The organism is Citrobacter sp. wls716, assembly GCF_005280975.1.
Lineage (GTDB): Bacteria > Pseudomonadota > Gammaproteobacteria > Enterobacterales > Enterobacteriaceae > Citrobacter > Citrobacter youngae.
Map to the genome: position 1 here is coordinate 64,301 of NZ_SZWX01000018.1, position 23,766 is coordinate 88,066.

General features: G+C 53.1%; 18 protein-coding genes, 1 tRNA gene and 3 pseudogenes. 12 read left to right on the forward strand and 10 right to left on the reverse strand.

Features of this window, described 5'->3' with window-relative positions; translation table 11 throughout:
- The first annotated feature begins 6 nt into the window (after positions 1–6).
- Genes potH through rlmC form a run of 4 tightly spaced genes read left to right on the forward strand, consistent with a single transcriptional unit; the run spans position 7 to position 3,519 of the window.
- Positions 7–960: a putrescine ABC transporter permease PotH gene (gene potH, locus FDX24_RS02440; protein ID WP_005123598.1), complete on the forward strand. Its 954-nt coding sequence runs from the start codon at positions 7–9 to the stop codon at positions 958–960.
- A complete protein-coding gene (potI, locus tag FDX24_RS02445) occupies positions 957–1,802 on the forward strand; it encodes a putrescine ABC transporter permease PotI (RefSeq protein ID WP_048212155.1) in 846 nt (281 codons plus the stop codon). The genes potH and potI overlap by 4 nt, the downstream gene beginning before the upstream one ends.
- A 59-nt stretch (positions 1,803–1,861) precedes the next feature.
- Positions 1,862–2,350 carry a YbjO family protein gene (locus tag FDX24_RS02450; RefSeq protein ID WP_048212154.1) on the forward strand — a complete coding sequence of 163 codons (489 nt, stop codon included), beginning with the start codon at positions 1,862–1,864 and terminating at the stop codon, positions 2,348–2,350.
- A gap of 41 nt (positions 2,351–2,391) precedes the next feature.
- Complete coding sequence (gene rlmC, locus FDX24_RS02455) at positions 2,392–3,519, forward strand: 23S rRNA (uracil(747)-C(5))-methyltransferase RlmC (RefSeq protein WP_061067607.1); 1,128 nt, start codon at positions 2,392–2,394, stop codon at positions 3,517–3,519.
- Positions 3,520–3,661: 142 nt separating this feature from the next.
- On the opposite strand, the gene FDX24_RS02460 is transcribed toward rlmC, so the two are convergent.
- From FDX24_RS02460 to FDX24_RS02470, 3 genes are all read right to left on the reverse strand, one after another.
- Positions 3,662–3,749, reverse strand: a tRNA-Ser gene (locus tag FDX24_RS02460).
- A gap of 148 nt (positions 3,750–3,897) precedes the next feature.
- Positions 3,898–4,575, reverse strand: a complete 678-nt coding sequence (locus FDX24_RS02465; RefSeq protein WP_061067608.1) for an isochorismatase family protein — start codon at positions 4,573–4,575, stop codon at positions 3,898–3,900.
- Between the two features lie 16 nt (positions 4,576–4,591).
- Positions 4,592–5,452 carry a pirin family protein gene (locus FDX24_RS02470; protein WP_061067609.1) on the reverse strand — a complete coding sequence of 287 codons (861 nt, stop codon included), beginning with the start codon at positions 5,450–5,452 and terminating at the stop codon, positions 4,592–4,594.
- Positions 5,453–5,560: 108 nt separating this feature from the next.
- Between FDX24_RS02470 and FDX24_RS02475 the strand changes: the two genes are divergently transcribed.
- Positions 5,561–6,472: a LysR family transcriptional regulator gene (locus FDX24_RS02475; RefSeq protein WP_048212151.1), complete on the forward strand. Its 912-nt coding sequence runs from the start codon at positions 5,561–5,563 to the stop codon at positions 6,470–6,472.
- Positions 6,473–6,550: 78 nt separating this feature from the next.
- On the opposite strand, the gene infA is transcribed toward FDX24_RS02475, so the two are convergent.
- From infA to trxB, 7 genes and pseudogenes are all read right to left on the reverse strand, one after another.
- Positions 6,551–6,769: a translation initiation factor IF-1 gene (gene infA / locus FDX24_RS02480; RefSeq protein ID WP_002211347.1), complete on the reverse strand. Its 219-nt coding sequence runs from the start codon at positions 6,767–6,769 to the stop codon at positions 6,551–6,553.
- Positions 6,697–6,873 (reverse strand): annotated as a pseudogene (locus tag FDX24_RS23595) (hypothetical protein); the annotation flags it as partial. The gene infA and the pseudogene FDX24_RS23595, both read right to left, overlap by 73 nt.
- A 40-nt stretch (positions 6,874–6,913) precedes the next feature.
- Positions 6,914–7,055, reverse strand: a pseudogene (locus FDX24_RS23790) (hypothetical protein); the annotation flags it as partial.
- The gene (gene aat, locus FDX24_RS02490) at positions 7,056–7,760 is read right to left on the reverse strand and encodes a leucyl/phenylalanyl-tRNA--protein transferase (RefSeq protein WP_048212150.1); all 705 of its coding nucleotides are present in this window, start codon (positions 7,758–7,760) and stop codon (positions 7,056–7,058) included.
- A 44-nt stretch (positions 7,761–7,804) separates the two neighbouring features.
- Complete coding sequence (gene cydC, locus FDX24_RS02495) at positions 7,805–9,526, reverse strand: cysteine/glutathione ABC transporter ATP-binding protein/permease CydC (protein WP_137363774.1); 1,722 nt, start codon at positions 9,524–9,526, stop codon at positions 7,805–7,807.
- On the reverse strand, positions 9,527–11,293 hold the full coding sequence (cydD, locus tag FDX24_RS02500; RefSeq protein ID WP_137363775.1) for a cysteine/glutathione ABC transporter permease/ATP-binding protein CydD: 1,767 nt from the start codon (positions 11,291–11,293) through the stop codon (positions 9,527–9,529).
- A gap of 114 nt (positions 11,294–11,407) precedes the next feature.
- Positions 11,408–12,376: a thioredoxin-disulfide reductase gene (gene trxB / locus FDX24_RS02505; RefSeq protein ID WP_005123580.1), complete on the reverse strand. Its 969-nt coding sequence runs from the start codon at positions 12,374–12,376 to the stop codon at positions 11,408–11,410.
- Between the two features lie 618 nt (positions 12,377–12,994).
- Here trxB and lrp point away from each other — a divergent pair.
- The 7 genes and pseudogenes from lrp to FDX24_RS02540 all read left to right on the forward strand — a co-directional run.
- A complete protein-coding gene (lrp, locus tag FDX24_RS02510) occupies positions 12,995–13,489 on the forward strand; it encodes a leucine-responsive transcriptional regulator Lrp (RefSeq protein ID WP_002439523.1) in 495 nt (164 codons plus the stop codon).
- A gap of 134 nt (positions 13,490–13,623) precedes the next feature.
- A complete protein-coding gene (ftsK, locus tag FDX24_RS02515) occupies positions 13,624–17,547 on the forward strand; it encodes a DNA translocase FtsK (RefSeq protein ID WP_137363776.1) in 3,924 nt (1,307 codons plus the stop codon).
- Positions 17,548–17,658: 111 nt separating this feature from the next.
- A complete protein-coding gene (gene lolA, locus FDX24_RS02520; protein WP_003831898.1) occupies positions 17,659–18,270 on the forward strand; it encodes an outer membrane lipoprotein chaperone LolA in 612 nt (203 codons plus the stop codon).
- A 10-nt stretch (positions 18,271–18,280) separates the two neighbouring features.
- On the forward strand, positions 18,281–19,624 hold the full coding sequence (gene rarA / locus FDX24_RS02525; protein ID WP_137363777.1) for a replication-associated recombination protein RarA: 1,344 nt from the start codon (positions 18,281–18,283) through the stop codon (positions 19,622–19,624).
- 92 nt (positions 19,625–19,716) lie between these two features.
- Entirely contained in the window at positions 19,717–21,009 is a 1,293-nt protein-coding gene (gene serS / locus FDX24_RS02530; RefSeq protein WP_003836908.1) for a serine--tRNA ligase, read from the forward strand.
- Positions 21,010–21,245: 236 nt separating this feature from the next.
- A complete protein-coding gene (dmsA, locus tag FDX24_RS02535; protein WP_061067613.1) occupies positions 21,246–23,690 on the forward strand; it encodes a dimethylsulfoxide reductase subunit A in 2,445 nt (814 codons plus the stop codon).
- A 10-nt stretch (positions 23,691–23,700) separates the two neighbouring features.
- Positions 23,701–23,766: pseudogene (locus FDX24_RS02540) on the forward strand (dimethyl sulfoxide reductase subunit B); the annotation flags it as partial.

Below are 23,766 nucleotides of genomic sequence, written 5' to 3' on the forward strand. Positions count from 1 at the left end.
GCGAAGATGAGTACACTTGAACCTCCGGCACGTGCCGAAAAAGCGAGCCGTTTCACGCTGTATATGTCGCAGTTGCAAATGAAACATGGTCGCAAGCTGGTGATCGCGTTGCCGTATGTGTGGCTGGTTCTCCTGTTTTTATTGCCGTTTCTGATTGTCTTCAAGATAAGCCTGTCAGAAATGGCACGGGCGATACCGCCGTACACTGACCTTGTGGCATGGGCCGATGGTCAGCTATCTATTACGCTCAATTTAGGTAACTTCCTGCAGTTGACGGACGACCCGCTCTATTTCGATGCTTACCTGCAGTCTTTGCAGGTAGCGGGGATTTCGACGATCTGCTGTCTGTTGTTGGGGTATCCACTAGCGTGGGCGGTGGCGCACAGCAAACCCTCGACGCGCAATATTTTGCTGTTGCTGGTGATTCTGCCTTCCTGGACCTCTTTCTTGATTCGCGTGTACGCCTGGATGGGGATCCTGAAAAATAACGGGGTGCTGAACAACTTTCTGATGTGGCTGGGCGTTATCGATCAGCCATTGACGATCCTGCATACCAACCTGGCGGTTTATATTGGCATTGTTTATGCCTATTTGCCCTTTATGGTGCTGCCGATTTATACCGCACTGACGCGCATTGACTATTCGCTGGTGGAAGCTGCGCTGGATTTAGGTGCCCGACCATTAAAAACCTTCTTTAGCGTGATCGTGCCGTTGACCAAAGGCGGGATTATCGCTGGCTCAATGCTGGTGTTTATCCCGGCGGTAGGGGAATTTGTTATTCCGGAACTGCTTGGGGGGCCGGACAGCATTATGATCGGCCGCGTACTATGGCAGGAGTTTTTCAATAACCGTGACTGGCCGGTGGCGTCTGCGGTTGCCATCATCATGTTGCTGTTACTGATTGTGCCAATCATGTGGTTCCATAAGTATCAGCAGAAAAGCGTGGGGGAACACGGATGAATAACTTACCGGTTGTCCGCTCGCCGTGGCGGATCTTTATCCTGGTCGTGGGGTTTACGTTTCTGTACGCCCCCATGCTGATGTTAGTTATCTATTCGTTTAACAGCTCCAAGCTGGTGACGGTGTGGGCGGGGTGGTCAACACGCTGGTACGGTGAACTTTTCCACGATACTGCAATGATGAGTGCCGTCGGCATGAGTTTAACGATTGCTGCCTGTGCTGCGACGATGGCGGCGATCCTCGGCACCATAGCTGCCGTGGTGATGGTGCGCTTTGGCCGTTTTCGTGGTTCGAATGGTTTTGCCTTTATGATCACCGCACCGCTGGTTATGCCGGATGTCATTACCGGTTTGTCGCTGCTGCTCCTGTTTGTGGCGCTGGCGCACGCCATTGGCTGGCCAGCGGATCGCGGTATGTTGACCATCTGGCTGGCGCACGTCACCTTCTGTACGGCGTATGTAGCGGTGGTGATTTCCTCGCGTTTGCGCGAACTGGATCACTCCATTGAGGAAGCGGCGATGGATCTCGGCGCGACGCCGCTGAAAGTCTTTTTCGTCATTACGCTGCCGATGATTATGCCGGCGGTCATTTCCGGTTGGTTACTGGCCTTTACGCTATCGCTGGATGATTTGGTTATCGCCAGCTTTGTCTCTGGTCCTGGGGCCACAACGTTACCGATGTTGGTGTTCTCCAGCGTACGTATGGGGGTTAATCCGGAGATCAACGCGCTGGCGACGCTGATCCTTGGCGTGGTAGGAATTATCGGATTTATCGCGTGGTATCTGATGGCGCGAACAGAAAAACAACGGATACGCGATATCCAACGTGCAAGACGCGGCTGAAAAAACTAAAATCTGCCAATCTGTCTATACGGCGCAGCTGTGGTGGTTGCGCCGTTTTCATGGAAGACGACGCGTTGGGATTTTTTAAGAAATCATCCACATCACATGCCCGCTTAAACGTCCCTGCTTTGGTGCAGGTGGCGGCGCTGGCTATCATTATGATCCGCTGTCTCGATCTGTTGATGATTTTTAATACGCTTGGGTTTCGTGGAACCAGTGAGTTTATTCATCGCAGTGTGCAGACCTGGAATTTGACGCTGGTATTTCTGGGCAGTCTGGTGCTGCTGTTTATCGAAATTTTCTGCGCATTTTCGCTGGTCAAAGGACGGAGCTGGGCCCGCTGGATCTATCTGCTGACCCAGATTATCGCCAGCGTCTATCTGTGGGCAGCTTCGCTGGGCTACGGATATCCGGAACTGTTCAGTATTGCGGGGGAGTCCAGACGCGAAATCCTGCATACGCTGGTGATGCAAAAATTGCCGGATATGCTGGTGTTGCTACTGCTTTTTGTTCCTGCGTCCAGCAGGCGGTTCTTCCGCTTGCAATAACGTGTATAATTTTGGCCCCCGGTTAATTTGTAGGTTTTTGTATGCAGTGCGCACTTTATGACGCCGAACGCTGTCGCTCCTGTCAGTGGATAGCACAGCCTGTCGCCGATCAACTCTTCGCCAAAACAGCCGATTTGCAAAATCTGCTGGCCGATTATCCGGTCGGAGAATGGTGCGCGCCGGTCAGCGGCCCGGAAAGCGCTTTTCGTAATAAAGCTAAAATGGTGGTTAGCGGCAGCGTGGAGAAACCGCTGTTGGGCATGCTGCATCGTGACGGTACGCCGGAGGATTTGTGCGACTGCCCGCTTTATCCTGAGTCTTTTGCGCCCGTGTTTGCCACACTCAAACCGTTTATCGCCCGCGCGGGGCTGACGCCCTATAACGTGGCGCGTAAACGCGGGGAGCTGAAGTATCTGCTGTTAACGGAAAGCCAGTTTGATGGCAGTATAATGCTGCGTTTTGTCCTGCGTTCCGACGCGAAACTGGCACAACTGCGCGCGGCGCTACCGTGGCTGCAGGCACAGTTACCGCAGTTAAAAGTCATTAGCGTCAATATCCAGCCTGTGCATATGGCGATTATGGAAGGGGAGACAGAAATCTTCCTGACCGAACAGCAGGCACTGGCCGAACGTTTTAACGACGTACCGTTGTGGATACGCCCGCAGAGTTTCTTCCAGACCAACCCGGTAGTGGCGGGGCAGCTATATGCCACGGCGCGCGACTGGGTACGCCAGCTTCCGGTTAATCACATGTGGGATCTGTTTTGCGGCGTCGGGGGTTTTGGTCTGCATTGCGCCACGCCGCAGATGAAACTGACAGGGATTGAAATTGCGCCAGAGGCGATTACCTGCGCGAAACAGTCTGCGCAGGAGCTTGGGTTACAGAACCTGCATTTTCAGGCGCTGGACTCAACTCAGTTTGCTACCGCTCAGGGCGAAGTACCGGACCTGGTGTTGGTGAATCCACCGCGTCGGGGAATTGGCAAACCGCTGTGTGATTTTCTTTCCCACATGGCACCGCGTTTTATCATTTATTCCAGCTGTAATGCGCAAACCATGGCGAAGGATATTCGTGAGTTGCCAGGGTATCGCATTGAACGCGTCCAGCTTTTCGATATGTTTCCGCACACAGCACACTACGAAGTGTTGACGCTGCTTACTCGGCGATAAATGGCATGCCTGATGGCGCTTTGCTTATCAGGCCTACAGGTTGTTCGTCATTCGTAGGCCGGATAAGGTGCTTGCACCGCATCCGGCAAATGCAATATGCGAAAAAAAAGCCCGTACTTGCGTACGAGCTCTTTCTCGAATATGGCGGTGAGGCGGGGATTCGAACCCCGGATACGTTGCCGTATACACACTTTCCAGGCGTGCTCCTTCAGCCACTCGGACACCTCACCATATTGTATTGCTGCCTGACCACATGGGGGGCAACGGGGCGCTACTATAGGGAGTTGCGCTAAAACGGTCAAGCAGAATTTACATGTTCATATTCGTTTGGTCACGCAATGTACATATTCCCCACCCGGACAGGCGTGGGGGAGAGGATTAGCGCTGAGAGTCCAGTTTTTCACCGTTGGTGACGACTTCCTGGGCTTTGCTGTAGCTCTCAATCAGCAACTGATATGCCGGGAATACTTTCGTGTACACTTCTGCCCACTCTGCTGCATCTTCACGGTTCCATGTTCCCTGCAGTTCAGAAGCAACGGCGGCGGTATCCATCGGAACTACGCCAGCCTGAACGACACGTGCCAGGGTAATTTCCTGCGCCATTTTGCTGTAAGTACCGGAAGCGTCGATCACTGCGAAAACTTTGTAGCCTTCCGCAACCGCGCTGATGGCTGGGAAAGCCATGCAAACACTGGTGATGGTACCGGCGATAATCAGCGTCTTACGACCTGTTGCTTTGACCGCTTTCACGAAGTCTTCGTTATCCCAGGCGTTGATTTCGCCTTTACGCGCCACGTATTGAGCATGAGGCGCATTGGCGTGGATCTCAGGGATCAACGGGCCGTTCGGTCCCTGCGGTACTGATGCGGTGGTAATCACCGGCATCTTCGCCAGGGAGGCCATTTTAGCCAGCGCGGCAGCACGTGCTCGCAGTTCTGGCATTGGCATATCGCCTACGGTTTGGAAAAGTCCGCTCTGGTGATCGATAAGCAGCATAACGGAATCATTTACATCAATGACCGGGCGTGAACCATTAAAGTTTGCAGGGCTGGACATAGTATTCTCCTTTGATTCAGATTTGGCCAAAGCGGCCGGAGTTAAAATCGCGTACGGCTTCTGCGATCTCTTGTTTCGTGTTCATGACAAACGGACCGTAACCCACAATCGGCTCATTCAACGGTTCGCCTGACAACAGCAATACGCTGGCATCGCTACTGGCTTCAATATGCAATGTTTTACCCTGCTGGCTTAACACCACCAGCTGTGCCTCGCTGACGGGCGTGGTGCCGTTTACGGTAATGTTGCCTTTCAGTACGACCAGCGCGGTGCTCCATCCTTCCGGCTGAGACAGTGTGAACTGATGATTACGCTGCAGACGCATATCCCAGACATTCAGCGGCGAAAAGGTATGTGCCGGACCTTTTGTTTCCTGATAGCTGCCCGCAATGACACGGAGAGTGCCGGCGTCATCTGGCAGCGCGACAGTAGGGATAACATCACTACTAATGCCCTGATATCCGGGTACGGCCATTTTGTCTTTCGCTGGTAGGTTGACCCAAAGTTGCACCATTTCCAGCTCGCCACCCTTCCGGGTAAATTCCGGAGAATGGAATTCTTCGTGTAAAATACCTGCACCTGCAGTCATCCATTGCACGTCGCCAGGGCCGATAATCCCACCGCGACCGGTTGAGTCACGATGTTCAACTTCACCGCTGTAAACGATGGTCACCGTTTCGAAACCACGGTGAGGGTGTTCGCCCACGCCACGTTTTTCATTACCTGGGGTGAAGGTATGTGGCCCGGCGTAATCCAGCAGCAGGAACGGACTTAATTGTTCAGCATGAGACTGGTAAGAGAACATCGAGCGAACCGGGAATCCATCGCCAACCCAGTGTGGGCGAGGTGCGGTGTAGACGCCTGTTACTTGTTTCATATGTGTCTCCTCAGTGGCGTTATCTTGATGTGAATAAGCTTATATTCATGACAGAGAACTGAGTAGTAGCTAAAATAGCCTTCACAGTCTCATAAATAGGACAATAAGATGACTAAGCCGGATCTCAATGATTTCGCGTGGTTTGTTCACGTAGTTGAAGAAGGAGGATTCGCTGCGGCCGGTCGGGCACTCGATGAACCGAAATCAAAGCTGAGCCGCCGAATTGCACAACTGGAGGAGAGGCTGGGGGTGCGATTGATTCAGCGAACCACCCGGCAGTTTAATGTTACTGAAGTTGGGCAAACGTTCTACGAACACTGTAAGGCAATGCTGGTGGAAGCGCAGGCAGCGCAGGATGCCATTGCTGCGCTACAGGTTGAACCGCGTGGAATTGTGAAGCTGACGTGCCCGGTTACGTTGCTGCACGTGCATATCGGACCCATGCTTGCCCGTTTTATGGCGCGTTACCCTGATGTATCTGTGCAACTCGAGGCCACGAACCGCCGTGTTGACGTCGTTGGAGAAGGTCTGGACGTGGCGATTCGTGTCAGGCCTCGACCATTTGAAGATAGCGACCTGGTGATGCGGGTGCTGGCGGACAGGGGGCATCGTTTGTATGCCAGTCCGCAGCTAATCGAGAAAATGGGCGCGCTACATTCTCCGGCTGAATTGACTCGCTGGCCGGGGCTGAGCCTGGCCTCGGGTAAACATGTGCATCGTTGGGAGCTATTTGGCCCGCAGGAAGCTCGTGCGGAGGTACATTTCACGCCACGAATGATCACCACCGATATGCTGGCGCTACGTGAAGCTGCCGTTGCCGGTGTGGGAGTTGTGCAACTTCCGCAGTTGATGGTAAAAGATCAATTAGCCGCAGGCGAGCTGGTGGCATTACTCGACGGTTGGGAACCAAAGCGAGAGATCATTCACGCGGTTTTTCCATCGCGCAGGGGGTTATTGCCGTCGGTTCGTGCATTGGTGGATTTCCTCACGGAAGAATATGCACGAATGATCGAGGATTAAATACGTAATATCAGTCCACAAAAAAGGCCGGTTAAACCGACCTTTTATTATCTGGACGCCATTCGGGCGTTAAAACAATCAGCGACTACGGAAGACAATGCGGCCTTTGCTCAGGTCGTACGGGGTTAGTTCAACAGTCACTTTGTCGCCCGTCAGGATGCGGATATAGTTTTTACGCATTTTACCGGAGATGTGTGCAGTAACCACGTGACCGTTTTCTAACTCTACGCGGAACATGGTATTAGGTAACGTATCGAGAACGGTACCCTGCATTTCAATATTGTCTTCTTTGGCCATCTAATCCTCTGGGGTATCACTACCGTAATTTGAACCGGCAAGATAATGCCGAAGTTCTTTTAATAAGTAAAGATTTGTGCGTTTAAAACGCAGCAAATCGGGTTTGGCGCATTACTCTAACCGCACACAACAAAGCCGCACTAAAAGCGCAACGTGTAAGGGAACGATGAGATAAACGATAGGCGTTGCCTGACGCGAACTGTTCCTTAACGGCGGCGGGGTAATGGGCTAAACCGACTCTGCGGCACCAATTATAACACCCCGACAAAAAATGTGCCGAAAACATTCACTCCTGAGGCGAAAATAACGTCCTGGGCACCCAGAAGTGGCTCGGTAGGCGCTGCTGGCGTAGCCTGCTTAAATGTTCAAGGTAGTCCCTGCGCGGAGTCTCAATGGCTCCCAGCGACGCGGTATGGGTATTTAACACCTGACAATCAATTAATTTTCCGCCCTGACGGATAAATTCAGCGCAAAAAACAAGCAGTGCGGTTTTGGAGGCATTTTCCTGGCGACTGAACATCGATTCACCGCAAAAAAGGGTACCTTGCGCAACGCCGTACATCCCGCCGACTAATTCATTTTGCCGCCATACTTCAATAGAGTGCGCATGTCCAAGTTCATGCAGCCGATGATAGGCATCCACGACATCATGCGTTATCCAGGTGCCTTCTTCCCGGTCGTTTGCACATCCTTCAATGACCTGACCAAACGCGTAATTGAGCGTCACGCGATAAGGCGAATTTTTATGAAAGCGCTTCATGCTGCGACTTATGTGAAATTTATCAGGCCAGAGAATGGCGCGTGGGTCGGGCGACCACCAGAGGATAGGGTCGCCAGGAGAAAACCACGGGAAAATACCGCGCTGGTAGGCCATTAGCAGGCGGGCAGGGCTGAGATCGCCCCCCAGCGCCAACAAACCGTTAGGCTCGCGTAAAGCGCCTTCCGGTGAGGGGAAGGCGATAGAATGGCGGGACAGTTGCACCAGGCGCATGACAGCAAAACTCCACTACGCGAGTTGGATCGTTCAATAATAGCTTACAGACGTTGCTTAAACTGGTAATAACGCCCCTGCCTGGCTAACAGATCTGCGTGATTACCTTGCTCAATTATGCGTCCGTTGTCCATCACTATTATTTGATTAAATCGCGACAGTCCGCGCAGGCGATGTGCGACCATGAGTACGGTTTTATTGCGCATCACATCGTTAATCAATTCAAGCATTTGGCTTTCCGTTGTCGCATCCAGACCTTCAGTAGGTTCATCCAGAAGCATCAGCGGCGCATCGTGCAGCAAAGCTCGCGCGATAGCCAAACGGCGTAGCTCTCCGCCTGAAAGCTGACGACCGCCTTCACCCAGCCAGGCATTGAGACCATCACCTTCAAGCAGTTTTTCCAGACCGACACGACACAGCATCCCGGATAGCGCTTCATCGCTGGCGTGTGGCGCAGCCAGCAGCAGGTTATCGCGCAATGTCGCACTGAACAGATGCACTCGCTGTGGTACGACGCTGATGCATTGGCGCAATGCGGCTTCGTTCAGCGTTGAAATCGGACGATCGTTAATCAGGATTTCGCCGTGTTGTGGATCCCATGCACGGGTCAATAATTGCAGTAACGTTGATTTCCCACAGCCTGTCCGACCCAGAATCGCAATGTGTTCACCAGGTTTAGCGAGCAAAGAAAGGGTGTCCAGAGCTTTTTGTGTTTGCCCTGGATAGCTGAAAGACACCTCACGCAATGTCAGAGTAATCTGTTGCGAAACGGTAGCTTCCGTATCCGGGAAGGTGACTTCTGGTTGTTGTTCTGTCAGTTCGGTAATACGTAGTGCTGAAGCAATTACCTGGCCGAGATGCTGAAATGCGCCGGTAACAGGGGCCAGCGCTTCGAAAGCAGCCAGCGCGCAGAACACAAACAACGCTATCAGTGCGCCTGGTTGAGTGTTTCCGCCTACGCCACCTGAAGCCATCCATAACATCATCACCACAGCCAGAGCGCCAATCAGCAGCATGACAGCCTGAGATAAGGCCGTTAATTCGGACTGACGACGCTGGGCTTCATGCCATTGCAGCTCGGTGGCTTCCATTTGAGCGCGGTAGCGTTCACTGGCGCCAAAAATGGTCAGCTCAGCCTGACCCTGTAACCAGGAGGTCAACTGCTGGCGATATTGCCCGCGCAGATGCGTCAGGTTCTGCCCGGTGCTTTTACCCGCCTGGTAAAACAACGGAGGCAAGATAAACAGAGTCAGCAGCATAATACCGCCAAGGGTGATGGCGAGCGTGAGATCGAGAACGCTCAACCCTAGCGTGACTACTACAATAACGACAAACGCGCCAACCAGCGGGGAGAGCACGCGTAAATAGAGATGATCGAGCGTGTCGACATCCGCCACAACGCGGTTGAGCAGTTCGCCCTGGCCGTATCGGGCGAGCCCGGCAGGGGAGAGCGGCAGCAATTTGCTGAAGGTGTAAATACGCAGATGCTGCAATACACGAAACGTCGCGTCGTGACTGACCAGTCGTTCGAAATAACGACCTGCGGTTCGGGTAATTGCCGCCCCGCGAACGCCAGCCGCCGGAAGCATGTAGTTAAAACTGTAAATCCCGGTGACACCGACAACGGCCGAAGCAGACAGGAACCAGCCTGAAAGCGTCAGTAAACCAATGCTTGCCAATAATGTAACGATCGCCAGAACGATCCCCAGTGTTAACATCCATTTATGACGTTTATATAGCGTCAGATAGGGTAGCAAAGCGCGCATTTAGATGTCCTCCTGACGGTGAGCCAGTAATGTCGCAAAAGCCCCGTTGGCTGCGCTAAGTTGCGCGTAGGTACCTTGTTCGACAATCTGACCGTCTTGCATGACCCAGATAGCGTCCCAGTCGGCAAGATCTTCCAACTGGTGCGTAACCATCAGCGTGGTCTGGCGGCGCGATGCCGCATTCAACGCCTGCATCACACGTTGTTCGCTGTGAGCATCAAGACTGGCTGCGGGTTCGTCGAGCAGCAGTAACTGACACGGGTTGAGTAAGGCACGCGCAACGGCAACACGCTGCGCTTGCCCGACAGAAAGTCGGCCTGCCTGGTCGCCCACAGGGGTATCCACACCCTGAGGAAGCAGCGGTAAAAACTCACTGACCCAGGCGCTATCAAGCGCGGCCTGTAGCTGTTCTTCGCTGGCATCAGGGCATGCCAGTAGCACATTTTCGCGCAATGTAGCAGCCGGAAGCTGCGGGTTTTGCCCGACCCATGAGAGTTGTTTACGCCAGGCATCAGGCGACAAGTCACGAAGTTCAAAGCCATTAATACGCAATGAGCCCTGATACGAGAGAAAACCGGACAGGACATTCAGCAACGAGCTCTTACCGGAACCACTACGCCCAACCAGCACCGCGCGCTGGCCTGCGGGTAGGGAGAAGTTAAGCGGACCAGCCAGGACTTTGCCTTCGGGTGAGGTGATGATCAGATCTTCGGCTTCAATTGAAACCGCGTCTTTGGTTGCCAGCTCAATATCGCCACGCTCAGGATGCGCGAGCGGGGTTTCCATGAATGTTTTCAGGCTGTCGGCAGCGCCTACCGCTTGCGCCTTGGCATGGTAAAACGTCCCCAGATCGCGCAGCGGCTGGAAAAATTCCGGTGCCAGAATCAGCGCCAGGAAACCTGCCGCCAGCGTGACGCCGGTTCCGTAGTGGCCGAAATCAAGCTCGCCGAGATAAGAAAAACCGAAGTACACGGCTACCAGGGCAATAGAGAGCGAAGTGAAAAACTCCAGCACGCCCGAAGACAGGAATGCAAGGCGAAGCACTTCCATCGTGCGCTGACGGAAATCCTGCGATGCAGCCCGGATGCTTTCCGTCTCCGCTTCGCCGCGACCAAAAATTCTCAGTGTTTCCATGCCGCGCAAGCGATCGAGGAAATGACCGCTGAGTCGGGCAAGTGCCTGAAAGTTACGCCGGTTGGCATCGGCAGCGCCCATACCGACCATTGCCATAAACAGAGGGATCAGTGGTGCGGTTCCCAGCAGGATAAGGGCTGCAACCCAGTTTGACGGGAAAACGGCAGCCACAATCAATAGCGGGACGCATACCGCAAGCGCCATTTGCGGCAAATAACGCGCATAGTAGTCATGCATATCGTCAATCTGTTCCAGAATCAGCGTGGCCCAGCTTCCGGCAGGCTTCCCCTGTATCCATGCTGGCCCCGCCTGTTGCAGACGGTCCAGAACCTGGCGACGAATCTCAAAACGAATATGTTGACCCGCGTGAAACCCTATTCGCTCACGTAACCAGACAACCCACGCCCGCAGGATAAAAATCAAGACCAGCACGACGAAAGGGAACAGCAGCGCTTCACGGGGAATATTTTCCATGATCATGTGCTGCAGAATCCGAGCCATGAGCCAGGCCTGAGCGACAATTAACAGGCCACTCACGAACCCCAACAGGCGTGAAATATTCAGCCAGCGTTGAGAAATGACACTTTGCTGTTTTAACCAGCGGGTAAGCTCTTTTTGACGGGTTTTATTCATTGCACGCTTAGCAGGTGAGTTATTGGAATTTTTGGGCAGGACAATGTTACAACGGGGCAAAAATAAAGGCGACTTATAGTCGCCTTTTTTACTTTTGTTACTGATTTGTAAAAACTATTTGCAGGCGTCCGCCAGACCGTCGAGATAACGTTCAGCGTCAAGGGCGGCCATACAACCTGTGCCAGCTGAGGTAATCGCCTGACGATAAATATGGTCCATCACGTCACCGGCAGCGAACACACCAGGAATGCTGGTTTGTGTCGCATTGCCGTGAATACCGGACTGAACTTTGATATAGCCGTTTTCCAGTTCAAGTTGACCATCGAAAATAGCCGTGTTCGGGCTGTGGCCGATGGCGACAAACAATCCGGCGACGTCGAGAGATTCAACGTTGTCAGTATTTTGCGTATCGCGCAGACGCAATCCGGTTACACCCATTTGATCGCCAGTCACTTCTTCCAGTGTGCGATGCGTGTGCAGCACGATGTTGCCGTTTTCAACTTTATCCATCAAACGTTTGATGAGGATTTTCTCAGCACGGAAACTGTCGCGGCGGTGAATCAAGTGAACTTCGGAGGCGATATTCGCCAGGTACAACGCTTCTTCCACAGCGGTGTTGCCGCCGCCGATCACCGCAACTTTTTGGTTACGATAGAAGAAACCGTCGCAGGTTGCGCAGGCGGAGACGCCGCGGCCTTTAAAGGCTTCTTCTGAAGGTAAGCCCAGATAGCGTGCTGAAGCACCAGTGGCGATGATCAGTGCGTCACAGGTGTACTCGCCACTGTCTCCGGTGAGACGGAAAGGGCGGTTTTGCAGATCTACCTTGCTGATGTGATCGAAGATGATCTCCGTTTCAAATTTCGTTGCGTGCTCGTGCATGCGCTCCATCAGCAGCGGGCCAGTGAGATCGTTTGGATCGCCAGGCCAGTTCTCCACTTCTGTTGTCGTGGTCAACTGACCACCTTTTTCCATACCGGTAATCAGCACCGGCTGCAGGTTTGCACGCGCAGCGTAGACGGCGGCGGTATAGCCCGCAGGGCCTGAACCCAGAATAAGAAGTTTACTGTGTTTGGTCGTGCCCATGAGATCCCCATAGTTGTTGGTAGGCAATGGGCAGGATTGTAGGGAATTTGCAGTCGTAAAAAAAGAGTATGGCGATTTTGTTAACAATATGTGTAATAGCGGAAACCGATGATGGGCAAAATTGAGGGTAATGCGCCTCTCTAATTTATTCGAGTTGGGGGCCCGCGTGAAGCCAACGCACAGGCGACGTGAACTATGACGGAGATATAATGATTTCTACTTAAAATCGGTCAGTTATAAGGTGATAAAATGACGATTTTCCATCACTCCCAATGAATAACTGGCATGTTGTACTAAAAATCGATGTTTTGCTTTGACAATCACCTGCTGTTTTGCGAAAACATTCAAGGAAGAAAAAAACTGTGTCATGTATATGCTGCATAATCATGCATGTAGATACCATGTTTACCGGGTTAGTGAAATCTACGCATGGCGTGGACAGATGCCATTCGTGATGTCGATAGCCGCCGACAGGCAACGGTCTTCTCACCATAAACCCAGGCATTGCGCACCGTAAATCCCTCTGGGTTGCGGTTTATTGTGATGGGTAGCGACTCTGAACAGTGATGTTAATAGAGTCAGGCAGGAGTAGGGAAGGAATACAGAGAGACAATAATAATGGTAGATAGTAAGAAGCGCCCTGGCAAAGATCTCGACCGTATCGATCGTAACATTCTTAATGAGCTGCAAAAGGATGGGCGTATTTCTAACGTCGAGCTTTCAAAACGAGTGGGACTTTCTCCAACGCCCTGCCTTGAGCGTGTGCGTCGGTTGGAAAGACAGGGTTTTATTCAGGGCTATACAGCGCTGTTGAACCCGCATTATCTGGATGCATCACTTCTGGTTTTTGTTGAGATTACTCTGAATCGTGGCGCCCCGGATGTGTTTGAGCAATTTAACTCTGCAGTACAAAAACTTGAAGAAATTCAAGAGTGTCATTTGGTTTCCGGTGATTTCGACTATCTGCTGAAAACACGCGTACCGGATATGTCGGCATACCGTAAGCTGCTGGGGGAAACCCTGCTGCGTCTGCCTGGCGTGAATGACACACGTACTTACGTGGTAATGGAAGAAGTCAAACAGAGCAATCGTCTGGTAATTAAGACGCGCTAACACGGAACAGGTGCAAAATCGACGCAGTTTGATTACACTCCTGTTAATCCATACAGCAACAGTGCCGGGGTAACCCGGTGCTGTTGTCCGTTTTAGCATCGGGCAGGAAAAGCCTGAAACCTGGAGAGCCGTTTTTGAGCCAGGAATACACTGAAGACAAAGACGTCACATTGACGAAGTTAAGCAGCGGGCGCCGACTTCTGGAAGCGTTGCTGATTCTTATTGCCCTTTTTGCCGTCTGGTTGATGGCAGCATTACTCAGCTTTAACCCTTCGGACCCCAGTTGGTCGCAAACCGCATGGCACGAGCCTATCCATAATCTGGGCGGAATACCCGGAGCATGGCTGGCGGATACGCTGTTCTTCATTTTTGGTGTCATGGCTTACACTATCCCCGTGATAATCGTCGGTGGCTGCTGGTTTGCCTGGCGACATCAGGCCAGCGACGAATACGTCGATTACTTCGCCGTATCGCTGCGTATTATTGGCGTTCTGGCGCTGATCCTCACCTCTTGCGGGCTTGCCGCAATCAATGCCGATGACATCTGGTATTTTGCCTCTGGCGGCGTTATTGGCAGCCTGCTCAGTACTACGCTGCAACCCCTGCTGCACAGCAGTGGCGGTACGCTTGCGCTGTTATGTATCTGGGCCGCGGGTTTAACGCTGTTTACTGGCTGGTCATGGGTGAGCATTGCCGAAAAACTGGGTGGCTGGTTACTGAATATTCTGACATTTGCCAGCAATCGTACTCGTCGCGATGATACCTGGGTCGATGACGAAGAATATGAAGATGATGAAGAGTCGGTCGACGCCGTTGATGGCACCCCACATGAATCTCGACGGGCACGTATTCTGCGCGGAGCGTTAGCGCGCCGTAAACGGCTGGCAGAGAAGTTCACCAATCCACTTGGGCGTCACACTGATGCCGCGCTGTTCTCCGGCAAGCGCATGGATGATGAAGACGAAATTGAATACAGCGCGCGTGGCGTTGTAGCCGATCCTGACGATGTGTTGTTCTCAGGCAATCGTGCCACATTGCCTGAATACGATGAATTCGACCCGCTATTAAACGGCCATTCAGTGACTGAGCCGGTCACCGCGGCGGCGGCCGCCACTGCCACTGCGACAACTCAGGCCTGGAGTGCGCCAGTCGACCCGCTGTTGCAACCTGCGTCAGTACCGGGAACCGTTTTAGAGCAACCCACTCCTGCTGTGGCATGGCAATCCGCACCGGCTCCGCAAACCGGTGAAGCGGTTATCGCGCCAGCGCCGGAAGGTTACCCACAGCCCGTTCAGTACGCGCAGCCGCCGGTTCAGCCTTATGAACCCTGGCAGCAACCTGCCCCGGTTGAACCGCAGATGCCATATTCTGTACCGCCAGTTGCCGAAGCTGGCTATGAACAGCCGACGATGCCGCAACCGGCAATGCCGTGGCAAGCACCTGAGCCAGTGGTGGAGCCCGCCTGGCAACCAGAACCGGTTTACCAGCAGAGTACGCCGCTTGAACCGCAGCCTGTCTATCAGCAAGACACCGTGCAGCAACAACCCGTGGTTCATCAGCAGCCCGTGGTGGAACAGCCGTCGGTCGCCGAGCCTGAGCCTGTCGTTGAAGAGGTGAAGCCAGCACGTCCACCGCTCTACTATTTTGAAGAAGTGGAAGAAAAACGCGCGCGTGAGCGTGAGCAGCTAGCTGCCTGGTATCAGCCGATTCCAGAACCCGTGCAAGAGCCTGAGCGGGTGAAACCCGCTGCACCGTCTATGCCAACAGCATCCATACCTCCCGTTGAGTCTGTTGCTGCCGTTGCGCCGCTGGCCGCAGGTGTAAAAAGTGCCGCTTTGGGAGCGGGAGCCGCTGCCGCAGCGCCTGTCTTTAGCCTTGCGGGTGGCGGTGCGCCGCGTCCGCAGGTGAAAGAGGGAATTGGCCCTCAACTGCCGCGCCCTAATCGTGTGCGTGTCCCGACACGCCGTGAGTTGGCTTCATATGGCATTAAGTTGCCATCACAACGTATGGCGGAAGAGAAAGCGCGCGAAGAGCAGCTTGATTCGGACGCGCAATACAGTGACGATGAAATTGATGCAATGCAGCAGGATGAGCTGGCGCGTCAGTTTGCCCAGTCGCAGCAGCACCGCTATGGCGAAGAGTATCAGGATGATACCAATCACACTGATGACGAAGATTCAGCCGCAGAAGCGGAACTGGCGCGTCAGTTCGCTTCTTCCCAACAGCAACGTTATTCCGGCGCACAGCCTGCCGGGGCGAATCCATTCTCGCTTGATGATTTTGAATTCTCACCAATGAAAGCGTTAGTGGATGAGGGGCCGCATGAGCCGCTGTTTACCCCCAGCGTGATGCCGGAACCTACGCCACAGTATCAACAGCCTGTCGCACCGCAGCAGCATTACCAGCAGCCGCCGCAGCCTGTTGCACCGCAGCAGCATTATCAGCAGCCACCGCAGCCTGTCGCACCGCAGCAGCACTATCAGCAGCCGCCACAGCCTGTCACACCGCCGCCGCAGGAAAGCCTGATCCATCCGTTATTGATGCGTAATGGCGACAGCCGCCCTGTACAGCGTCCGACGACATTGCTGCCATCGCTGGATCTGCTCACCCCACCACCGGCGGAAGTTGAGCCAATAGATACATTCGCGCTGGAGCAAATGGCGCGTCTGGTGGAAGCGCGTCTGGCTGATTTCCGTATTAAAGCCGATGTGGTGAACTACTCGCCCGGACCGGTGATTACCCGTTTTGAGCTAAATCTGGCACCGGGTGTTAAAGCTGCGCGTATTTCTAACCTTTCCCGAGATCTGGCGCGCTCGCTATCAACCGCAGCAGTTCGTGTCGTGGAGGTTATTCCAGGTAAACCGTATGTCGGACTGGAGTTACCGAACAAAAAACGCCAGACCGTCTATCTGCGTGAAGTACTGGATAACGCGAAATTCCGTGATAATCCGTCACCGCTTACTGTCGTTCTCGGCAAGGACATTGCTGGTGAACCTGTGACTGCCGATTTGGCCAAGATGCCGCATCTGTTGGTGGCAGGTACCACGGGGTCGGGTAAATCTGTTGGGGTCAACGCCATGATCCTCAGCATGCTCTACAAGGCGCAGCCGGAAGATGTTCGCTTTATCATGATCGACCCGAAAATGCTCGAGCTGTCGGTTTATGAAGGTATCCCGCATCTGCTGACTGAAGTCGTTACGGATATGAAAGACGCAGCCAATGCCTTGCGCTGGAGCGTTAATGAAATGGAACGCCGCTATAAGCTGATGTCAGCGCTGGGAGTGCGTAACCTTGCGGGCTACAACGAGAAGATTGCGGAAGCAGATCGTATGGGACGTCCAATCCCGGATCCGTACTGGAAACCAGGCGATAGCATGGATGTCACCCATCCGGTGCTGAAAAAAGAGCCGTATATTGTGGTTCTGGTCGATGAATTTGCTGACCTGATGATGACTGTCGGTAAAAAAGTGGAAGAACTGATTGCCCGTCTGGCGCAAAAAGCGCGTGCGGCAGGTATCCACCTGGTGCTGGCAACCCAGCGTCCGTCGGTTGACGTTATCACTGGGCTTATCAAAGCAAATATCCCGACGCGTATAGCGTTTACTGTGTCGAGTAAGATTGACTCTCGTACCATTCTTGATCAGGGGGGGGCTGAATCCCTGCTAGGCATGGGTGATATGCTCTATTCTGCGCCAAACTCAACGATTCCAGTGCGTGTACATGGTGCTTTTGTGCGCGATGAGGAAGTTCACGCGGTCGTGCAGGACTGGAAAGCGCGTGGTCGTCCACAGTACGTGGAAGGCATCACCTCAGACACCGAGAGTGAAGGTGGTGGTGGTGGTTTTGACGGTGGGGAAGAGCTGGATCCGCTGTTCGATCAGGCGGTGAATTTTGTTACCCAGAAGCGCAAAGCCTCCATCTCAGGCGTCCAGCGCCAGTTCCGCATTGGCTATAACCGTGCGGCGCGCATCATTGAACAGATGGAAGCGCAGGGAATTGTCAGTGAGCAGGGACATAATGGCAATCGTGAAGTGCTGGCTCCACCGCCCTTTGATTGATTGCAAAGTTAAGTAATTCAGTATTTTCTACTTTCCTCATGCTGATTTTTGGCCTGAAATGGATAGCAGAAGGAGCTCCCCGTTGGGAGTGACGTATTTTGAGGAATAACGATGAAAAGAATCGCAATCACCTGTGCATTACTGTCGAGCTTTGTGGTGAGCAGCGTTTGGGCTGACGCCGCCAGCGACCTGAAAAGCCGTCTGGATAAAGTCAGCAGCTTCCACGCCAGTTTTACCCAGAAGGTAACGGATGGTAGCGGCGCAGCGGTGCAGGAAGGCCAGGGTGATTTATGGGTTAAACGTCCGAATCTGTTTAACTGGCATATGACACAGCCTGACGAAAGCATCCTGGTTTCCGATGGGAAAACGCTGTGGTTCTTTAACCCGTTTGTTGAACAGGCGACGGCGACCTGGCTGAAAGACGCCACGGGCAATACGCCGTTCATGCTGATCGCGCGTAACCAGGCCAGCGACTGGCAGCAGTACAACATTAAGCAAAACGGCGATGATTTCGTGCTGACACCTAAAACCAGCAGCGGTAACCTGAAGCAGTTTACGATCAATGTTGGGCGTGACGGGACGATCCACCAGTTTAGCGCCGTTGAACAAGACGATCAGCGCAGCAGCTATCAGCTGAAATCTCAGCAGAATGGTGCGATCGAACCTTCCAAATTCACCTTTACCCCGCCGCAAGGTGTAACGGTTGACGATCAACGTAAGTAGAGGCGTGTGAGTGAGCAATCTGTCGCTCGACTTTTCTGATAATACTTTTCAGCCACTGGCCGCGCGTATGCGGCCAGAAAATTTAGCGCAGTATATCGGCCAGCAGCATCTGCTGGCTGCGGGCAAACCTTTGCCACGTGCTATTGAGGCCGGGCACCTGCACTCCATGATTTTATGGGGGCCGCCGGGGACGGGCAAAACCACGCTTGCCGAAGTGATTGCCCGTTACGCCAACGCCGATGTTGAACGTATTTCGGCGGTTACGTCTGGTGTAAAAGAAATTCGTGAAGCGATTGAGCGTGCGCGTCAGAACCGTAACGCTGGCCGGCGTACGATCCTGTTTGTGGACGAAGTTCACCGTTTTAATAAAAGCCAACAGGATGCGTTTTTACCGCATATTGAAGACGGTACCATCACGTTTATTGGCGCGACCACTGAAAACCCCTCGTTTGAGCTGAACTCGGCGCTGCTGTCACGCGCACGCGTTTACTTACTGAAATCATTAACCACCGACGATGTTGAACAGGTGCTGGACCAGGCGATGTCAGACAAAGCGCGGGGTTACGGCGGCCAGGATATCGTACTGCCGCCGGAGACGCGTCGGGCGATTGCCGAACTGGTTAATGGTGATGCGCGCCGGGCGCTGAATACGCTGGAAATGATGGCCGATATGGCCGAAGTTGATGATTCCGGCAAGCGCGTATTGAAAGCAGAGTTGCTCACTGAAATTGCTGGTGAACGCAGCGCGCGTTTCGATAATAAAGGCGATCGTTTTTACGATCTCATCTCCGCATTACACAAGTCAGTTCGCGGAAGCGCTCCGGATGCGGCGCTTTATTGGTATGCGCGTATCATCACCGCTGGCGGCGATCCGCTGTACGTTGCCCGTCGTTGTCTGGCGATTGCCTCTGAAGATGTAGGCAATGCCGATCCTCGCGCCATGCAGGTGGCGATTTCCGCATGGGATTGCTTTACCCGCGTGGGGCCAGCGGAAGGTGAACGCGCGATTGCTCAGGCGATTGTTTATCTGGCCTGTGCGCCGAAGAGTAATGCGGTTTACACCGCCTTTAAAGCCGCGCTGGCTGATGCCCGGGAACGTCCGGATTACGACGTGCCTGTCCACCTGCGTAATGCGCCGACGAAGCTGATGAAAGAGATGGGCTACGGTCAGGAATATCGTTACGCTCATGATGAGCCAAATGCCTATGCTGCCGGAGAAGAGTACTTCCCGCAGGAAATGGCGCAAACGCGCTATTATCACCCGACAAACAGAGGTCTTGAAGGCAAGATTGGCGAAAAGCTCGCCTGGCTAGCCGGACAGGATCAAAATAGCCCTATAAAACGCTACCGTTAGTGTTATCGTTGCGGTAATGTTGTCGATGTATCCCTGTGACCGCAGGCTGTGGTCACTTTCTCCTATTTTAATTCGATAAGCACAGGATAAGCATGCTCGATCCCAATCTGCTGCGTAATGAGCCAGACGCAGTCGCAGAAAAACTGGCAAGCCGGGGCTTTAAGCTGGATGTAGATAAGCTGCGCGCTCTTGAAGAGCGTCGTAAAGTTCTGCAGGTACAAACTGAAAACCTGCAGGCAGAGCGTAACTCTCGATCGAAATCCATCGGCCAGGCAAAAGCGCGCGGGGAAGATATCGAGTCTTTACGTCTGGAAGTGAACAAACTGGGCGAAGAGCTGGATGCCGCGAAAGCTGAACTTGATACCTTACAGGCCGAGATCCGCGATATTGCGCTGACCATTCCTAACCTGCCAGCGGACGAAGTTCCGGTGGGTAAAGATGAAAATGACAACGTTGAAGTCAGCCGCTGGGGTACACCGCGCGAGTTCGATTTCGAAGTGCGCGATCACGTTACCTTGGGTGAAATGCACACGGGTCTTGATTTCGCCGCTGCGGTTAAACTGACCGGCTCTCGTTTTGTTGTCATGAAAGGGCAGATCGCGCGTATGCACCGTGCGCTGTCTCAGTTTATGCTGGATCTGCACACTGAGCAGCATGGTTACAGCGAAAACTACGTCCCGTATCTGGTTAACCATGACACGCTGTACGGCACTGGCCAACTGCCGAAATTTGCTGGTGACTTGTTCCATACGCGTCCGCTGGATGAAGAAGCTGACAGCAGCAACTATGCGCTGATCCCAACGGCGGAAGTGCCGCTGACCAACCTGGTACGCGACGAAATCATCGACGAAGATGCGCTGCCGATCAAAATGACTGCGCATACGCCGTGCTTCCGTTCCGAAGCGGGTTCTTACGGTCGTGACACTCGTGGTCTGATCCGTATGCACCAGTTCGATAAAGTCGAGATGGTGCAGATTGTTCGTCCGGAAGATTCGATGGACGCGCTGGAAGAGATGACCGGCCATGCTGAGAAGGTCCTGCAACTGCTGGGGCTGCCGTATCGCAAGATCATCCTGTGCACAGGCGACATGGGTTTCGGCGCATGCAAAACCTACGATCTGGAAGTGTGGATCCCTGCACAGAATACCTATCGTGAAATTTCCTCCTGCTCCAATGTGTGGGATTTCCAGGCTCGTCGCATGCAGGCGCGTTGTCGTAGCAAATCTGACAAGAAAACACGTTTAGTGCATACACTGAACGGCTCTGGTCTGGCAGTGGGACGTACGCTGGTTGCCGTTATGGAAAACTACCAGCAAGCTGATGGCCGTATTCAGGTACCGGAAGTATTACGTCCGTACATGAATGGCCTGGAATTCATCGGTTAAGTCATTTTTCCTTGCTAAAAAAGCGCCTCAGGGCGCTTTTTTTACGCCCGTTTGATGCCGGACAATAACCCTTACTCCATTAGTGGTAATACTGCCTTCGAATGAAAGTCAGTATTTATCTCTGTCTTTGCATAAATTCGATATATAACGGTCTGTATAACGATAGTATCGATATATAAACGACTATACAACGAACATTCCCTTTTTGTTTATTGTGAGCAGCAGAGTGAGCCACTATGAAAACTAAGATCCCCGATGCCGTACTGGCAGCTGAGGTTAGTCGCCGCGGTCTGGTGAAAACGACGGCGATAGGCGGACTGGCGGTGGCCAGTAGCGCGTTTACCCTGCCATTTACCCGTATCGCAAATGCCGCAGAAGCCCTCAATCCAACACAGATTAATGAGAAAGTGATCTGGAGCGCGTGTACGGTGAACTGTGGTAGCCGCTGTCCGCTGCGTATGCATGTGGTAGACGGTGAAATAAAGTATGTCGAAACCGACAACACCGGTGATGACAACTATGACGGTCTGCACCAGGTACGCGCCTGTCTGCGTGGGCGCTCTATGCGCCGTCGCGTCTATAATCCCGATCGTCTGAAATACCCAATGAAGCGTGTCGGCAAACGCGGCGAAGGTAAATTTGAGCGCATCAGTTGGGATGAAGCCTACGATATCATCGCCAGCAATATGCAGCGTCTGATTAAAGACTACGGTAACGAGTCTATCTATCTGAACTACGGTACCGGCACGCTGGGCGGCACGATGACGCGCTCATGGCCGCCGGGTAAAACGCTGGTGGCACGTTTAATGAACTGTTGCGGCGGTTACCTGAACCACTATGGGGATTATTCTTCTGCGCAAATCGCGGCAGGACTGAACTATACCTATGGCGGATGGGCTGACGGTAACAGCCCGTCTGACATTGAAAACAGTAAGCTCGTTGTCCTGTTTGGTAATAACCCAGGCGAAACTCGTATGAGCGGTGGTGGGGTGACCTACTACCTTGAACAGGCGCGGCAGAAATCTAATGCCCGCATGATCATAATCGATCCCCGCTACACGGATACCGGTGCGGGTCGTGAAGATGAATGGATTCCCATTCGACCGGGTACAGATGCAGCGCTGGTTAACGGTATTGCCTATGTACTGATCAGCGAGAATATGGTTGATCAACCGTTCCTCGATAAGTACTGCGTGGGCTATGACGAAAAAACTCTCCCGGCGGGAGCGCCGAAGAACGGTCATTATAAGGCGTATATTCTCGGTCAGGGTAAAGACGGTATCGCGAAGACCCCGGAATGGGCTGCGCAGATAACCGGTATTCCTGCTGATCGAATTGTTAAGTTGGCGCGTGAAATTGGTAGCGCGAAACCCGCCTACATTAGCCAGGGTTGGGGGCCGCAGCGTCACGCCAACGGTGAGATTGCGACCCGTGCCATTTCGATGTTGGCCATTCTGACCGGCAACGTTGGTATTAACGGCGGCAACAGCGGTGCACGTGAGGGATCATACGATTTACCGTTTGAGCGTATGCCAACGCTGGAAAACCCCGTCGAAACCAGTATCTCAATGTTTATGTGGACGGATGCGATTGAGCGTGGTCCGGAAATGACGGCGCTGCGCGACGGTGTTCGTGGTAAGGATAAGCTCGATGTTCCGATTAAGATGATCTGGAACTATGCCGGTAACTGCCTGATTAACCAGCACTCTGATATCAACCGCACGCATGAAATCCTGCAGGATGATAAGAAGTGTGAAATGATCGTCGTTATCGATTGTCATATGACCTCCTCGGCGAAATATGCCGATATTCTGCTGCCGGACTGTACGGCCTCTGAGCAGATGGACTTCGCGCTGGATGCATCTTGCGGGAATATGTCCTACGTGATTTTCACCGATCAGGCGATCAAACCACGCTTTGAATGCAAGACTATCTACCAAATGACCAGCGAGCTGGCGAAACGCCTTGGCGTCGAGCAACAGTTCACGGAAGGCCGTACTCAGGAAGAGTGGATGCGTCATCTGTATGAACAGTCGCGCAAGGCTATACCGGAACTGCCGACATTTGAAGAGTTCCGTAAGCAGGGCATCTTTAAGCAGCGTGATCCTGAAGGACATCACGTGGCGTATAAAGCATTTCGTGAGGACCCCAAAGCCAATCCGCTTACCACGCCGTCAGGTAAGATTGAAATTTATTCTCAAGCGCTGGCAGAAATCGCTGCAACCTGGGAACTGCCGGAAGGCGATGTGATCGATCCATTACCGATTTATACACCGGGCTTTGAAAGCTTAAACGATCCACTGGTGGAAAAATTCCCTCTGCAATTAACGGGCTTCCATTATAAATCTCGCGTCCACTCGACCTATGGCAACGTTGACGTTCTGAAAGCGTCCTGTCGCCAGGAAATGTGGATTAACCCGATGGATGCACAACGACGTGGTATTAACAACGGTGACAAGGTACGTATCTTTAACGACCGTGGCGAAGTGCATATTGAGGCTAAAGTTACCCCACGTATGATGCCTGGCGTAGTAGCGCTGGGTGAGGGCGCCTGGTATGACCCGGATGTGAAACGCGTGGATCAGGGCGGTTGTATTAACGTGCTGACGACCCAGCGACCTTCTCCTCTCGCTAAGGGGAACCCATCACATACGAACCTTGTTCAGGTTGAAAAGGTGTAAGGAGTAACCGATGACAACCCAGTATGGATTTTTTATTGATTCCAGCCGTTGCACCGGTTGCAAAACTTGCGAACTG